This window comes from Streptomyces sp. NPDC001904 (genome assembly GCF_040297005.1).
In the GTDB taxonomy this organism is placed as follows: Bacteria; Actinomycetota; Actinomycetes; order Streptomycetales; family Streptomycetaceae; genus Streptomyces.
In genome coordinates this window covers 158,489-172,511 of record NZ_JBEOYI010000011.1, presented here as the reverse complement: position 1 = coordinate 172,511, position 14,023 = coordinate 158,489, and the positions used below count along the sequence as shown (strand labels likewise).

General features: G+C 69.9%; 13 protein-coding genes. 8 read left to right on the top strand and 5 right to left on the bottom strand.

Annotated features, from left to right (window positions below):
- Nucleotides 1-278: 278 nt before the first annotated feature.
- The 4 genes from ABT127_RS20150 (at nt 279) to ABT127_RS20135 (ending at nt 5,116) form a co-directional block, all read left to right on the top strand.
- Nucleotides 279-1,559 (top strand): extracellular solute-binding protein, encoded by a 1,281-nt coding sequence (locus ABT127_RS20150; RefSeq protein ID WP_351451605.1) that lies wholly within the window; start codon nt 279-281, stop codon nt 1,557-1,559.
- A gap of 150 nt (nt 1,560-1,709) precedes the next feature.
- Nucleotides 1,710-2,702, top strand: a complete 993-nt coding sequence (locus ABT127_RS20145) for a carbohydrate ABC transporter permease (protein ID WP_351451603.1) — start codon at nt 1,710-1,712, stop codon at nt 2,700-2,702.
- Between the two features lie 68 nt (nt 2,703-2,770).
- Complete coding sequence (locus ABT127_RS20140) at nt 2,771-3,613, top strand: carbohydrate ABC transporter permease (protein ID WP_351451768.1); 843 nt, start codon at nt 2,771-2,773, stop codon at nt 3,611-3,613.
- Between the two features lie 9 nt (nt 3,614-3,622).
- Nucleotides 3,623-5,116, top strand: coding sequence for a glycoside hydrolase family 3 protein (locus ABT127_RS20135; RefSeq protein ID WP_351451600.1), 1,494 nt, complete (start codon nt 3,623-3,625; stop codon nt 5,114-5,116).
- A 233-nt stretch (nt 5,117-5,349) separates the two neighbouring features.
- Here the strand turns inward: ABT127_RS20135 and nagB are convergent, their stop codons facing one another.
- The gene (gene nagB, locus ABT127_RS20130) at nt 5,350-6,135 is read right to left on the bottom strand and encodes a glucosamine-6-phosphate deaminase (RefSeq protein ID WP_351451597.1); all 786 of its coding nucleotides are present in this window, start codon (nt 6,133-6,135) and stop codon (nt 5,350-5,352) included.
- Nucleotides 6,136-6,385: 250 nt separating this feature from the next.
- On the opposite strand from nagB, the gene ABT127_RS20125 reads away from it, so the two are divergent.
- From ABT127_RS20125 to ABT127_RS20115, 3 genes are all read left to right on the top strand, one after another.
- Nucleotides 6,386-7,450 (top strand): SIS domain-containing protein, encoded by a 1,065-nt coding sequence (locus tag ABT127_RS20125; protein WP_351451594.1) that lies wholly within the window; start codon nt 6,386-6,388, stop codon nt 7,448-7,450.
- A 123-nt stretch (nt 7,451-7,573) separates the two neighbouring features.
- Nucleotides 7,574-8,215, top strand: coding sequence for a TetR/AcrR family transcriptional regulator (locus tag ABT127_RS20120; protein WP_351451592.1), 642 nt, complete (start codon nt 7,574-7,576; stop codon nt 8,213-8,215).
- Nucleotides 8,216-8,551: 336 nt separating this feature from the next.
- The gene (locus ABT127_RS20115; RefSeq protein ID WP_111666347.1) at nt 8,552-10,018 is read left to right on the top strand and encodes a sensor histidine kinase; all 1,467 of its coding nucleotides are present in this window, start codon (nt 8,552-8,554) and stop codon (nt 10,016-10,018) included.
- 192 nt (nt 10,019-10,210) lie between these two features.
- On the opposite strand, the gene ABT127_RS20110 is transcribed toward ABT127_RS20115, so the two are convergent.
- Entirely contained in the window at nt 10,211-10,468 is a 258-nt protein-coding gene (locus ABT127_RS20110) for a WhiB family transcriptional regulator (protein WP_016639615.1), read from the bottom strand.
- A 319-nt stretch (nt 10,469-10,787) separates the two neighbouring features.
- Nucleotides 10,788-11,756 (bottom strand): diacylglycerol/lipid kinase family protein, encoded by a 969-nt coding sequence (locus ABT127_RS20105; RefSeq protein WP_351451589.1) that lies wholly within the window; start codon nt 11,754-11,756, stop codon nt 10,788-10,790.
- A 92-nt stretch (nt 11,757-11,848) separates the two neighbouring features.
- Here ABT127_RS20105 and ABT127_RS20100 point away from each other — a divergent pair, with 92 nt between their 5' ends.
- Nucleotides 11,849-12,301 (top strand): hypothetical protein, encoded by a 453-nt coding sequence (locus ABT127_RS20100; RefSeq protein ID WP_351451587.1) that lies wholly within the window; start codon nt 11,849-11,851, stop codon nt 12,299-12,301.
- A gap of 88 nt (nt 12,302-12,389) precedes the next feature.
- On the opposite strand, the gene ABT127_RS20095 is transcribed toward ABT127_RS20100, so the two are convergent.
- Together ABT127_RS20095 and ABT127_RS20090 are read right to left on the bottom strand one after the other, a co-directional pair.
- The gene (locus tag ABT127_RS20095; RefSeq protein ID WP_351451585.1) at nt 12,390-13,421 is read right to left on the bottom strand and encodes an RNA polymerase sigma factor SigF; all 1,032 of its coding nucleotides are present in this window, start codon (nt 13,419-13,421) and stop codon (nt 12,390-12,392) included.
- Nucleotides 13,418-13,831 carry an ATP-binding protein gene (locus ABT127_RS20090; protein ID WP_207827272.1) on the bottom strand — a complete coding sequence of 138 codons (414 nt, stop codon included), beginning with the start codon at nt 13,829-13,831 and terminating at the stop codon, nt 13,418-13,420. The genes ABT127_RS20095 and ABT127_RS20090 overlap by 4 nt, the downstream gene beginning before the upstream one ends.
- Nucleotides 13,832-14,023: the final 192 nt, after the last annotated feature.

Genomic DNA, 14,023 nt, shown 5'->3' with positions numbered 1-14,023 from the left:
TTCGCTGACGGCCTGGTCTAGTCCACATGGCCGATTGGTGGGAGCGTTCCCGGGCAAGTGGTGCGCCGCGGGCTCAACCCCCCTGCCGTGACGGGCGGGTGTCGTTCCGATAACGGACGCACGGACCTTTCTCAGCCACCCTTGACACGCCTATTGGTCTGGGCCAAGCTCCGCTTACTGGTCTACACCATTAACGACCAGGTCCCAGTCCCACGAGCACTACTCGTCGTATGCGTCGCTGTGGGTGGGGGGTTGCTGGCATCCCTGAGGAGGGTGGCGTGAAGCGCAAGCTGATAGCGGCGATCGGTATCGCGGGCATCATGGTCTCGGTCGCGGCGTGTGGCGACAGTGACAAGAAGTCCGACAACGCGGGGGCGGACGCCAAGGAGCTGACCGTCTGGCTGACGGTCGACGCCCAGAACAACTGGCCGGACCTGGTCAAGGCCGCCGACGCGGCGATCAAGAAGAAGCACCCCGGCATCAAGATCAACCACGAGTACTACGGCTGGCCGGACAAGCCCGCCAAGCTCGACGCCGTCCTCGCCACCGACAAGGTGCCGGACGTGGTCGAGATGGGCAACACCGAGATGCTCAGCTACATGGTCAAGGGCGCGCTCGCCCCGGTCGACCCCGCCAAGTTCGAGAACTCGGACCAGTGGCTGGACGGCCTCAAGGCCTCGGTGACGTACGACGGCAAGACCTACGGCGTCCCCTACTACGCCGGTGGCCGCGTGGCGACCTGGCGCACGGACATCGCCAAGGCCTCGGGCATCAAGGCCGCGCCGAAGACGTACGACGAGCTCACCGGCGACCTGGACAAGATCCAGAAGAAGCAGGGCGACAAGTTCAACGCCTGGTACCAGCCGACCCGTGACTGGTACGCGGCCATGTCCTTCGTCTACGACGCCGGCGGCTCCATCGCGAAGGAAGAGGGCGGCAAGTGGGTCGCCAACCTCTCCTCGGCCGAGTCCCAGAAGGGCCTCACCGAGTTCAAGAACGTCATCGACAAGTACATGCACGGTGACAAGACCAAGGACGAGTCCGACCGTTACATCGTGTACGGGCAGGGCAAGTCGGACCTGATCTTCGGCGCGGCCTGGGAGGGTGCCACCTCCGCCGACCCGAAGAACGACAAGACCGGCAAGCTCAAGGACAACCTCGAGAACTTCGTGATGCCGGGTCCGTCCGGCAAGGCGATGCCCGTCTTCCTCGGCGGCTCCGACCTCGCCGTCCCGGTGAAGTCCGACGCGCAGGCCGTGGCCGGCGAGTGGATCAACGCCTTCACCGGCGCCAAGGGCCAGGCCGGCCTGATGGCCAAGGGCAACCTGCCCAACAACAAGAAGGACCTGGCCACCATGAAGGCCGATCCGAAGACCGAGGTCCCGGCCACCGCGGCCGAGTCCAACTGGTTCGTCCCGATGGCCCCGGGCTGGGGTGCGGTCGAGAAGGCCCAGGTGCTGCAGACGATGCTGCAGCAGATCGGCACCGGCAAGAAGTCCGTCGCGGACGCCGCGAAGGACGCCGACGCCAAGATCGACAAGGTCATCAACACCAAGTGACCCGACGCGGGGCCCCGTCGGCCGGCAGCCGGCCGACGGGGCCCCGCGGCTCGTACCTCCGTACGCCCCGTGCGCCCCGCGCGCCGGGCGCGTACCCACGGCCGAGCTCGACCTATCGCAAGACCTGAGGGACCGCTGAGGAGCGCGCGGATGAGTGCCGCAGAGACGACCACTGCCAAGATGCCGCCCCCGCGGCAATCGCCGCCGCCGGGCGGGGGAAGCGGGTCCCCGCAGGGACCACGCAGAAAGCGCACGGGCGGGGCGGCCACCCCGTGGGCGCTGCTCGCCCCCTGTCTGCTGATCCTCGTCCTGGTCCTCGGTTACCCGATGATCCGGCTGGTCACACTCTCCTTCCAGAAGTTCGGCCAGGCCCAGCTGTGGGGGTTCCAGGACCCCGAGTCGGTCGGCTTCGACAACTTCACCGCGATCCTCGGCGACAGCCAGTTCTGGCAGGTCGTCGTCCGCACGATCGTCTTCGCCGCCGGATCGGTCATCTTCACGATGGTCGTCGGCATGCTGATCGCCCTGCTCCAGCAGCGCGTCTCCGGCTGGGTGAAGACCCTCATCAACATCGCGCTCGTGGCGAGCTGGGGCATGCCCATCATCGTCGCCACCACCGTCTTCAAGTGGCTCTTCGACTCCGACTACGGCATCTTCAACGCCCTGCTGAGCAAGCTGCCGGGCGTCGATATGGTCGGCCACAACTGGTTCGCCAGCGGCCCCCAGGGGCTCGCCGTCATCATGCTCCTCGTGGTCTGGGGCGCCGTGCCCTTCGTGGTCATCACGCTCAGCGCGGGCCTGACCCAGGTCCCCAAGGAGATGGAGGAGGCCGCGCGCCTCGACGGCGCCGGCGCCTGGGGCGTCTTCCGCTTCGTCACGCTGCCGATCCTCAAGCCGATCATCGTGATGCTCACGACGCTCTCGGTCATCTGGGACATGGGCGTCTTCCCGCAGGTCTTCGTGATGCGCAACGGCCACCCCGAGGACGAGTTCCAGCTGCTCACCACCTACTCGTACGACCGGGCGTTCCAGGTCAACGACTACGCCCAGGGCTCCGCGATCGCTCTGATCACGGTGCTCCTGCTGCTCGGCGTCGTCGCCGTCTACATGCGCCAGATGCTCAAGATCGGAGAGGTCGAGTGAGCGCCACCACCGCCCCTGTGAAGCAGGAGAAGCCGGGCAAGCCGGGCAAGCCCGGGAAGGCGGCCCCGATGACGATCACCGCCGACAGCGGCCGCCGCAAGTCCAAGGCCGGCTGGAACGTCGTCGGCCTGCTCGTCTTCCTCGTCGCCGGCTTCCCGGTCTACTGGATGGTCAACACGGCGTTCAAGCCCGCCAAGGACGCCATCGACCCGGACCCGAGCCTGTTCCCGACCGGGTTCACCCTCGACAACTTCAAGCGCGCCCTCGACATCGCCGACTTCTGGGGCCCGGTCGGCCGCAGCCTCATCGTCTCGCTCGTCGTGGTCGTCATCGGCATCATCGTCGGCATGCTCGCGGCGCTCGCCATCTCGCGGTTCGCCTTCCGCGGCCGCAAGGTCGTGATCGTCGGCATCCTCGCGGTGCAGATGGTGCCGCTCGTCGCCATGATCATCCCGGTCTTCCTGCTCCTGAACGACCTGGACCAGTACGACAAGCTCTCCGGTCTGGTCATCACGTACCTGACCTTCATCCTGCCGTTCACGGTGTGGACGCTGCGCGGCTTCATCGTGAACATCCCCAAGGAGCTGGAGGAGGCCGCCCAGGTCGACGGGTGCACCCGCACCGGCGCCTTCGTCCGCGTCGTCTTCCCGCTGCTCGCCCCGGGCATGGTCGCCACCTCGGTCTACGCCTTCATCCAGGCCTGGAACGAGTACCTCTACGCCCTGATGCTGATGAGCCAGAAGCACATGACGGCCACCGTCTGGCTCGGCAACTTCACCACCAAGCACGGCACGGAGTACGCCCCGATGATGGCCGGATCCACGATGATGGCCGTGCCGATCGTGGTTCTGTTCCTCTTCGTCCAGCGCAAGATGGCCGCGGGTCTCACCGCCGGCGCCGTGAAGGGATAACGCCACCTGATGACGACACTCGCACACGGTACGGACACCCTGACGCGGGACGCTCTGACGGTCCTGCAGCCCGGCTTCCCCGGCACCACCGCGCCCGACTGGCTGCTGCGCCGGGTCGGCGAGGGCCTGGCGTCGGTGGGCCTGTTCGGCCGCAACATCGACTCCCCGGAGCAGCTGGCCGCCCTGACCGCCCAGCTGCGGTCCGAGCGGGACGACATCCTGGTCGCCATCGACGAGGAGGGCGGCGACGTCACCCGCCTCGAGGTGCGCACCGGCTCGTCCTTCCCCGGCAACCACGCGCTCGGCGCGGTCGACGACATCGAGCTGACCCGGGCCGTCGCCCTCGAACTGGGCCGCCGGCTCGCCGAATGCGGCGTCAACTTCAACTGGGCGCCGTCCGCCGACGTCAACGCCAACGCGGGCAACCCGGTCATCGGCGTCCGCTCCTTCGGTGCCGACCCCGGCCTCGTCGCCCGGCACACCGCCGCGTACGTCTCGGGCCTGCAGTCCGCGGGCGTCGCCGCCTGCACCAAGCACTTCCCCGGGCACGGCGACACGGCGGTGGACTCGCACCACGACCTGCCGCGCATCGACGTCGGCCTGGACGTGCTGCACACCCGCGACCTCGCCCCGTTCCGCGCGGCGATCGCGGCGGGTTCGCGCGCCGTGATGAGCGCCCACATCCTGGTCCCGGCGCTCGACCCGGAGCGTCCGGCAACGTTGTCCCGGCGCATCCTCACCGGCCTGCTCCGCGAGGAACTCGGCTACGAGGGCCTCATCGTCACCGACGGCATGGAGATGCAGGCCATCTCCGCCACCTACGGCATCGAGCGCGGCAGCGTCCTCGCCATCGCGGCCGGCGCCGACGCGATCTGCGTGGGCGGCGGGCTCGCCGACGACGAGACGGTGGTGGCCCTGAGCGACGCGCTGGTCGCCGCGGTGCGGTCCGGGGAACTGGCCGAGGAGCGGCTCGCCGACGCCGCCGCCCGGGTGCGCGCCCTCGCCGCGTGGACCTCCGACGCCGCGGGCGCATCGGGGGGCACGCCCGCCGACCCTGAGGTCGGTCTGGTCGCCGCCCGGCGCGCGCTGCGGGTGACCCGGTCCGCCGGGTACGCGCCGTCGGCCGCCGGGGCGCCCGTCCATGTCGCGGCGTTCTCCCCGGTCGCCAACATCGCGGTCGGCGACGAGACCCCCTGGGGCGTCGCCGCCGAACTCGAACGCCTGCTGCCCGGCACCACCACCGACTCCTACACGGGGGCCGACGCGGGAGCCGACGCGCTCGCCGCCGCGGGGGAGCGGCGCATCGTCGCCGTCGTCCGCGACGAGCACCGGCACGGGTGGATGGCGGCCGCCGTCGACGCGCTGCTGGCGGCGCGGCCCGACACGGTTGTCGTGGAAATGGGCGTCCCGCAGGCCACCCCGCGCGGCGCGCTCTACATCGCCACGCACGGTGCGGCCCGGGTGTGCGGCGCGGCTGCCGCCGAGGTGATCGTGGGGGCGTAGCCCCGTCCGGTCCGGATCTCGGCCGCGGGTCCGTCGTGGCTGGTCGCGCAGTTCCCCGCGCCCCTGGGAGGCACACTCCGTGCGCCCCAGGGGAAGCTGCGCGAAGCGCATGCTTCAGGGGCGCGGGGAACTGCGCGACCAGCCCCCACCGGCGGTCACCCGACGACGAGACAGAAAAAGGTGCCGGCCCCCACCATGGGGGCCGGCACCTTTGTGCCCGGTGAGGGCGGAGCCTAAAGCCCCTGCCACGACGGCTTGTTGGCGTACGTGTGCCGGAAGTAGTCCGCGAGCTTCAACTTGGACGCGGCGGCCTCGTCCACGACGACCGTCGCGTGCGGGTGCAACTGCAGCGCCGAGGCGGGCACCACCGAGGCGACGGGCCCCTCGACGGTGGCGGCGACCGCGTCGGCCTTGCCCTCACCGGTCGCGAGCAGCACCAGGTGACGGGCCTCGAGGATGGTCCCGATGCCCTGCGTGATGACGTGCCGCGGCACCTGGCTGAGGTCGCCGTCGAAGAACCGCGCGTTGTCCGCGATGGTCTGCTCGGTCAGCGTCTTGATCCGGGTCCGCGACGCGATCGACGAACACGGCTCGTTGAACCCGATGTGCCCGTCGGTCCCGATCCCCAGCAGCTGGAGATCGACACCCCCGGCCTCCTGCAGCGCCTTGTCGTACGCCTCGCAGGCCGCCTGCACGTCCTCGGCGCTGCCGTCGGGACCGATGAAGGACTCCTCGCCGAGCCCGAGCGGCTCCACGACCTCGCGCAGCACCGTCGCCCGGTACGACTCGGGGTGTCCGGTCGGCAGCCCCACGTACTCGTCGAGCTGGGCGATGCGCGCCCGGGACGCGTCGACCTCGCCGCCGCCGACCTTCGCCGTCAGCGCCTGGTAGATGGGCAGCGGGGTCGAGCCGGTGGCCACACCGAGCAACGCGTCGGGCTTGCGCCGCAGCAGCTGGGCCATGGCCTCGGCGATCAGCTCGCCACCTGCCTTGGCGTCCGGAACGATCACAACTTCCACGTAGGGCCTGCCGTTCTGGTCAGAGGGGACTCGGAGAACCGGAGTTCATGTGGTATAGACCAATCTAGCAGAGCGAGGCCCTACCGGTCAGGGCCCTCCACGGACCCGTTCCGACCATGCTCGACGCTGGGCGGAGGGTCGGCACCTCGGAGGGGTCCGTCCTGCTGGACCCGCTTCGCTGGGCGTCGCGCGCCGTGGGCGGTCACAGTGGAAGGAGTCCGGTCGTGCCGACCCACCGGAGGTGACCCCAATGACCGCCACGCCCGAGCACGAACGGCCCGGCCGGATCATGGCCCGCGAGATTCGTGAGCAGCCCGAGGTCCTGCGCCGCCTCCTCGGCACCGGCGCCGCGCGCATCCAGGACGTGGCCCGCCAGGTCGCCGCCCGCGCCCCCCGCTTCGTCCTCCTCACGGCCCGCGGCACCTCGGACAACGCCGCCCTCTACGCCAAGTACCTCCTGGAGATCCGGCTCGGCCTGCCCTGCGGTCTCGCCTCCATGTCCACCACGACGGCCTACGGCGCCCGGCCCGATCTGCGCGACGTCCTCGTCATCACGGTCAGTCAGTCGGGCGGCTCCCCCGACCTCGTCGCCTCGACGAAGGCCGCCCGCGAGGCCGGAGCGATCACCCTCGCCGTGACCAACAACCCGGACTCCCCGCTCGCCGCCGTCTCCGAGCACCACATCGACATCATGGCCGGGCCGGAGAAGGCGCTGCCCGCGACGAAGACGTACACCGCGTCCCTGCTCGCGCTCTACCTCTTCGTGGAGGGGCTGCGCGGCGCCGACGGCTCGGCCGAGGCCGCCGTCCTGCCCGACCTCGCCGCCGAGCTGCTCACCCGGCAGGACGAGGTCCGCACCCTCGCCGCCCGCTACCGCTTCGCCGGGCGCATGGTCATCACCTCCCGTGGCTACGGCTACCCGACCGCCAAAGAGGCGGCCCTCAAGATGATGGAGACGAGCTACATCCCCGCCCTCTCCTACTCCGGTGCCGACCTGCTGCACGGCCCCCTCGCCATGGTCGACAACATCTCCCCGGTCATCGCCGTGGTCACCGACGGCCAGGGCGGGATCGCCCTCCAGCCCGTCCTCGACCGGCTGCGCGGCCGCGGCGCCGACCTGATGGTCGTCGGCCCCGAGGCCCAGGTCGCCCGGGCCTCCGCCGGGTTCGTGCTGCCCACCACCGGGGTGGCGGAGGAGGTGCAGCCCGTCCTGGAGATCCTGCCGCTGCAACTGCTCGCGTACGAGGTGACGATCGCCCGCGGCCAGGACCCGGACGCCCCGCGCGCCCTCGCCAAGGTCACCGAGACCCGATAGCCGTTCTCCGTCCCGTCCATGAACTCCCCCTGCGTGTATCGAGTCATGTGTATCGATCGCTAGTGAAATGACCGTAGCGGAGCTCCTGGCCGGTTTTCTAGTGGGCGCTATAGAATTCACTCCATGGTGACCAAGCAGCGCGGGCGGCCCCGCTCCTTCGACCGGGAGACCGCCCTGGAGAAGGCCCTGCGAGCCTTCTGGGAGCACGGGTACGAGGCGACCTCGGTCTCCGACCTGACCCGCGAGATGGGGATCGGCGCCCCGAGTCTCTACGCCGCGTTCGGCGACAAGCGCACCCTGTTCGAGGAGGTCGTGCGGGTCTACGGCACCACGCACGGGGCCGGCCCCGGCCGCGCCCTCGCCGAGGAGCCGACGGCCCGCGGCGCGATCGAGCGGCTGCTGCGGGAGGCCGCCGACGACTTCACCGACCCGGCGCTCCCGCACGGCTGCCTGGTCATCCACGCCGCGACGAACTGCACCACGCCCGAGGTCGAGCAGGTCCTGCGCGAGCGGCGCGCCGCCAGCATCGGCGCCATCGCCGACCGGCTGCGGCAGGGCGTCGCCGCGGGGGAGCTGCCCGAGAGTACGGACGCCACCGCCCTCGCCCGCTGCTTCGCCGCTGTCTTCCAGGGCATGTCCCAGCAGTCGCGGGACGGCGCGAGCCGGGCCGATCTCGAGGCCGTGGCGGACCTGGCGATGGCGGTCTGGCCCGGGATTGAACCCACCTGTTCCGGTGCGCGTGGTGAAGGACGTACGTTGGAGTAACCGTGGGCGCGCAGGGCGGTGGATGTCGTAGGAACAGACGACAACAATCCTCCGCCGATGCATGGACATCGGAGAATGGTCTAGTCCACAATGCGTAACGAGACCTCCGCCCTCCCCGCACAGGAGGACGGACAGAGGACCCGTCGCTCTCTGCCCTGACTGCGTCGGCTCCTCGATCGGCACCGGGCACCGCACACCTGGAAGCCGATGCACCTGAAGGGCTGCGGTGCCAGGGAAAGGGTTGAGGGTCCCGACCCCCGGCGCCGCGGCTCGTCGGTCTTTTCGGGACCGTTCGGGCCTTTCCCGACCGGCAGGTACGCTCGCCTGGTGCCCTCCATGAACGATCTCGTACGCCAGCACACCGCCCTCGGTGACTCCGACCTCGAGTGGCTCCACCTGCTGGTCTCGGAGTGGCAGTTGCTCTCCGACCTCTCCTTCGCCGACCTCGTGCTGTGGGTGCCCACGCACGACGGCACGCGGTACGTCTCCGTCGCGCAGATGCGCCCCAACACCGGCCCCACGTCCTACCAGGACGACATGGTCGGCCATCTGGTGCCGCGCGGCCGCCGCCCGATGCTGGACGCCGCGCTCGACGAGGGCCGCATCGTGCGCGAGGGCGACCCCGAGTGGCGCGAGGAGGTCCCGGTCCGGGTCGAGTCCATCCCCGTCCGCCGGGAGGGGAGGGTCCTCGGGGTCATCGCCCGGAACACCAACCTGCTCACCGTGCGCACCCCCTCCCGGCTGGAGCTGACCTACCTCCAGTCGGCGTCCGACCTGGCCCAGATGATCGCCGCCGGATCGTTTCCGTTCCCGGGGCAGCAGGTCGACATGGACGCCTCCCCGCGCGTCGGAGACGGTCTGATCCGGCTCGACGCCGACGGCGTCGTCCAGTACGCGTCGCCCAACGCCCTGTCCGCCTACCACCGGTTGGGCTTCCAGGCCGATCTGGTCGGCCACCACCTCGGCAGCACGACCGCCGAACTCGCGCCGTCCCGCGGTCCGGTGGACGAGGCGCTGGCCAAGGTCGCCAGCGGCTGGGCCCCGCGCGAGTTCGAGATCGAGGGCGAGGAGGGCTCGATCCAGCTGCGGGCGATCCCGCTCAAGCCCAAGGGCACCCGCATCGGCTCCCTGGTCCTCCTGCGCGACGTCACCGAACTGCGCCGACGCGAGCGCGAGTTGATCACCAAGGACGCCACCATCCGGGAGATCCACCACCGGGTGAAGAACAACCTCCAGACCGTCGCCGCGCTGCTGCGCCTCCAGGCCCGGCGCATCGAGTCGGACCGGGGGCGCGAAGCGCTCGAAGAAGCGGTCCGGCGCGTGGGTTCCATCGCGATCGTGCACGAGACGCTGTCCCAGAACCTGGACGAGCGCGTGGAGTTCGACGAGATCGCCGACCGGGTCCTCGCGATGGTGGCGGAGATCTCCCCGGGTCAGGTGACCGGCCGCCGCACCGGCCGGTTCGGCATCCTCGACGCCGAGGTGGCGACGCCGCTGTCCATGGTCCTGACCGAAGTGCTGCAGAACGCCCTTGAGCACGGCTACCGCCAGGGCGACACCGGCACCGTCGAGGTCTCGGCGGTGCGCGGCGGCACGAGCAAGGAGACCCGCCTGCTGATCACCGTCCAGGACGACGGCGTCGGCCTGCCCGAGAACTTCGACCCGAAGCGGGCCGGCAATCTGGGCCTGCAGATCGTACGCACCTTGGTGGAGGGTGAGTTGGGCGGGACGTTCGACATGGTGCCCGCACCCGAGCGCGGCACCCAGGTGATCCTCGACATCCCCGTACGCTCCCAGAAGTAGAACCGAGCGGACGTACACAGCAGAGAGCCCCGGACCGGGATACGGTCCGGGGCTCCATACTCGCGTGCTCGGGTCATGTCCCGGGCTGAGCCTGGGGGGAGCATCGGGGGTACTGCGCGCTGCGGCTCGGGGGCGGGAGATGCGTACTCGCTGTACGCGCCGCCGGGCTCAGGCTCGTGATGGGGTGGGGAATCAGGCGGAGGCCTGACGGGCCCGGTTGCGAGCGGCGCGGCGCTTCATCGCGCGGCGCTCGTCCTCGCTGAGGCCACCCCAGACGCCGGAGTCCTGGCCGGACTCGAGCGCCCACTGCAGGCACTGCTCCATGACGGGGCAGCGGCGGCAGACGGCCTTGGCTTCCTCGATCTGCAGCAGCGCAGGACCGGTGTTGCCGATGGGGAAGAAGAGCTCGGGGTCTTCCTCGCGGCAAACGGCGTTGTGACGCCAGTCCATGGCTGCTACCTCTCCTTGGTATTACGTGCAGGTTGCTTGTGAATGTGAACGCTTTCACGAATCCCTCAACAAGTGAAGGGCCGAACGTCACATACGCGACGGTGGTCCGTTGTTTTGAGGAGGGGATTCGGGCTCTCTGTGGGGCCGATGTTGCGGGCCGTCCCGAGCGCCATGTAGAGATTCGCAAACCTCGGCGGCGGATACAACCCCTTCAGGAAAGTTTTTTTTGATTCCTCGGTGTCGGCTAGGTCACAGCCGTACTTCCATGGGGTGGAGCCCAGCCCAAACGTTCGAGATAAAGGACTTTGGGCCCTTCCACTCACACAATCACACGCAGTGCACGGCGTACGCCTGTGAACGTCACGCTCGTACGCAGCCCCAGGTGGTCACCGTCCATCTGGAGGGGCAGGGGCACCTTCGAATGCAAGGTGAAGTCGGTGAGGTCGTGAAGCGTGACCGCGTTCTTTCCGCGGGGGCCGCGTTCGGGCGTCGACATCAGCAGCTGGGTGCCGTAGCGGGTCACCGCCGGAGTCGACAGTTTCTTGAGTCCGAGCACGTCAAGGCCGGTGTCGAAGGACGCCTGGGGCGTCGGATACAGCGGCCGGTTGCCCAGGAAGGACCACGGCGAGGTGTTGCTGACTATGGAGACGACCAGATCCGTGACCGGATCCTCGCCCGGCCGTTCGAGCGTGATCGTGCCGTGCCGGCGGTCCTGCTCGCCGAGGAACTGGCGCACCACCTGTCGCACATACAGTGCGTGAGTCGAACGCTTGCCCCGCTCCCGCTGCTGCTCGACCCGGCCGACCACTCCCGCGTCGAAGCCGAGGCCCGCGCTGAAGGTGAACCAGCGCGACGGCACCGCCTCGTCCTCCGTGCCCCGTGTGCCCGCGGCGAGCCCCAGACCCACCGTGCGCTGCCGGCCCTCCCGCAGGGCGTCCAGGAGCTGTCCGGTGGCCTCCACGGGCTCGTTCTGCAGACCCAGGGCGCGGGCGAAGACGTTCGTGGAGCCGCCGGGCACGACGGCGAGCCCCGGCAACCGGTCGAGGTCGGGGCCGTCGTGCAGCAGCCCGTTCACCACCTCGTTGACCGTGCCGTCGCCGCCGAGGGCGACGACCAGCTCGATGTCCTTGCTCTCCGCCGCCTGCCGGCCGAGGTCACGGGCGTGGCCGCGGTACTCGGTCGTGACGGCTTCGAGCTTCATCTCGCTCGCCAAGGCGTGGATCAGCACATCGCGCGTGCGCGCGCTGGTGGTGGTTGCCGCCGGATTGACCACGAGAAGTGCACGCATGCAAGGCAGCGTACCTAGCGGCCTTGATCGCGCCCAGACCGAGGTAGGAGTCGGGTAAGAACGCCGCCGTGGCCGGGGGCTACTCTGCAAAGGTGACCTCAGAGCAGAATCCCGCCCCCGAGACCGCCGCGGACGAAGGCCCGCGTCCCGGCCGGCTGACCGCCGCCGCCGCCCTGGCCGGACTCGAAGGAGCCGCGCTCGTCGCGGGCGGCGGCTACATGCTGGTCGCCGGGCTCGCCGGACATCCCGACAATCCCGAGCAGGCGATCACCGGTGGTATCACGCTGATCGTGCTCGCGCTGCTGCCGCTGCTCGCCGCCCGCGGCCTGCTGGCCCGCAAGAGCTGGAGCCGCGGCCCCGCGATCATCACCCAGATCATGGCGCTGCCCGTCGCCTACACACTGCTCCAGGCCGACAGCGCGGCCATCCCCGGCGGCATCGTGCTCGGTGTGGTGGCGGTCGTGGCCCTGGTGATGCTGGTCAACCGGGAGACCACCCGCGCGCTCGGCATCCGCACCCCGGGCAGCACACAGGAATCGAAGTAGAGCCTTTTGCGGGTGGACCTCCCGCGTGTACGAAGGCGCCCGGTGCGGACATCGCACCGGGCGCCTTCGTACACGCGGGAGCACGCGCTCACTCCTCCACGAGGAGCCGCTCCCGCAGTTGCGCGAGCGTGCGCGCGAGGAGGCGCGACACGTGCATCTGGGAGATGCCGACCTCCTGGGCGATCTGCGACTGCGTCATGTTCCCGAAGAAGCGCAGCAGCAGGATCCGCTTCTCGCGCGGCGGCAGGTCCTCCAGGAGCGGCTTGAGGGACTCGCGGTACTCGACGCCCTCCAGCGCCTCGTCCTCGGCGCCCAGGGTGTCGGCGACCGCCGGGGACTCGTCGTCCGTGTCGGGGACGTCCAGGGACAGCGTGGAGTACGCGTTCGCCGACTCCAGGCCCTCCAGGACCTCCTCCTCGGAGATGGCCAGCTTCTCGGCCAGCTCGTGGACCGTGGGGGAGCGGCCGTGCATCTGGGACAGCTCGGCCGTCGCCGTCGTCAGGGCCAGCCGCAGCTCCTGCAGCCGGCGCGGGACGCGGACGGCCCAGCCCTTGTCGCGGAAGTGCCGCTTGATCTCGCCGACGACGGTCGGGGTCGCGTACGTGGAGAACTCCACGCCGCGCTCCGGGTCGAACCGGTCCACCGACTTGATCAGGCCGATCGTCGCGACCTGCGTGAGGTCGTCCAGCGGCTCTCCGCGATTGCGGAAACGGCGCGCCAGGTGCTCGACCAGCGGCAGATGCATGCGCACGAGCTGATTGCGCAGCTCCGCGTACTCCGTGCTGCCGTCCTTCAGGGTGCGCAGCTCGATGAACATCGCCCGTGCACCACTGCGGTCCTGCTCGCGTCGGCTGAGCCGCTCGCCGTGTCGCTCGTGGTCGCTCATCAATCCCGCCCGTCGCGCGTCCGATCCCCCTGAACCCCCGCGAACGTCGGCCCCGGTGGTCGGTACTGCCTGCTGTGGCGGACTCGTCACCGAGTCCGCCCGGTCCTGCGGATGTGGCCTGGCCTGCTGTTCGGGAATGGCGGTGGTCAGCCGTCGTGTCCCGCCCGAGCCGTCGGCCGGGAGATCCCGTGTGCCGCGTTTCTCGTCCCGCACCGGACCTTCCCCGTTCATCACGCCGGGCCGGGGCCCGCGCCGCGCTTCTTGTAGAGGCTGATCGAGACGGTGTTGTCCTCCGCGACCGAGGAGTCGACCTGGCCCGCGAGGGCCGAGAGCACCGTCCAGGCAAAGGTGTCGCGCTCCGGGGCCCGCCCGTCGGTGGTCGGTGCGGAGACCGTCACCTCCAGGGAGTCGTCGACGAGACGGAACACGCAACTGAGAACGGAGCCGGCGACGGCCTGCTGGAGCAGGATCGCGCAGGCCTCGTCGACCGCGATACGCAGGTCCTCGATCTCGTCGAGGGTGAAGTCCAAACGTGCCGCAAGGCCGGCCGTGGCCGTCCGCAGCACCGACAGGTAGGCACCCGCAGCCGGCAGCCGGACTTCCACGAAGTCCTGATTCCCGGGCTCGCCTGCAAACTGGGACACCCTCACCTCCAAGGTGGTACAAGCACTTTCGGGCTCCGGAGGTGTCGTCCCCCGGGTGACACGCCACATATATCTGCGGTGACGCTACCGCGCGCCCGACTTTCCTGTCCCGGGGACCCCCGGCCCATTGCTGTCACTCATAGTAAGCCCACGGGCACGGACAGTGGCTAGAGGGTGTGCGGGCCCAATTGG

What these genes read in the sequence shown, in the direction of transcription:
- ABT127_RS20110 (WP_016639615.1), bottom strand. Translation starts at nt 10,468, where the DNA reads ATGGACTGGCGTCACAACGCCGTTTGCCGCGAGGAAGACCCCGAGCTC.
- ABT127_RS20145 (WP_351451603.1), top strand. Translation starts at nt 1,710, where the DNA reads ATGAGTGCCGCAGAGACGACCACTGCCAAGATGCCGCCCCCGCGGCAA.
- ABT127_RS20105 (WP_351451589.1), bottom strand. Translation starts at nt 11,756, where the DNA reads ATGCGTGCACTTCTCGTGGTCAATCCGGCGGCAACCACCACCAGCGCG.
- ABT127_RS20120 (WP_351451592.1), top strand. Translation starts at nt 7,574, where the DNA reads ATGGTGACCAAGCAGCGCGGGCGGCCCCGCTCCTTCGACCGGGAGACC.
- ABT127_RS20115 (WP_111666347.1), top strand. Translation starts at nt 8,552, where the DNA reads ATGAACGATCTCGTACGCCAGCACACCGCCCTCGGTGACTCCGACCTC.
- ABT127_RS20135 (WP_351451600.1), top strand. Translation starts at nt 3,623, where the DNA reads ATGACGACACTCGCACACGGTACGGACACCCTGACGCGGGACGCTCTG.
- ABT127_RS20125 (WP_351451594.1), top strand. Translation starts at nt 6,386, where the DNA reads ATGACCGCCACGCCCGAGCACGAACGGCCCGGCCGGATCATGGCCCGC.
- ABT127_RS20140 (WP_351451768.1), top strand. Translation starts at nt 2,771, where the DNA reads ATGACGATCACCGCCGACAGCGGCCGCCGCAAGTCCAAGGCCGGCTGG.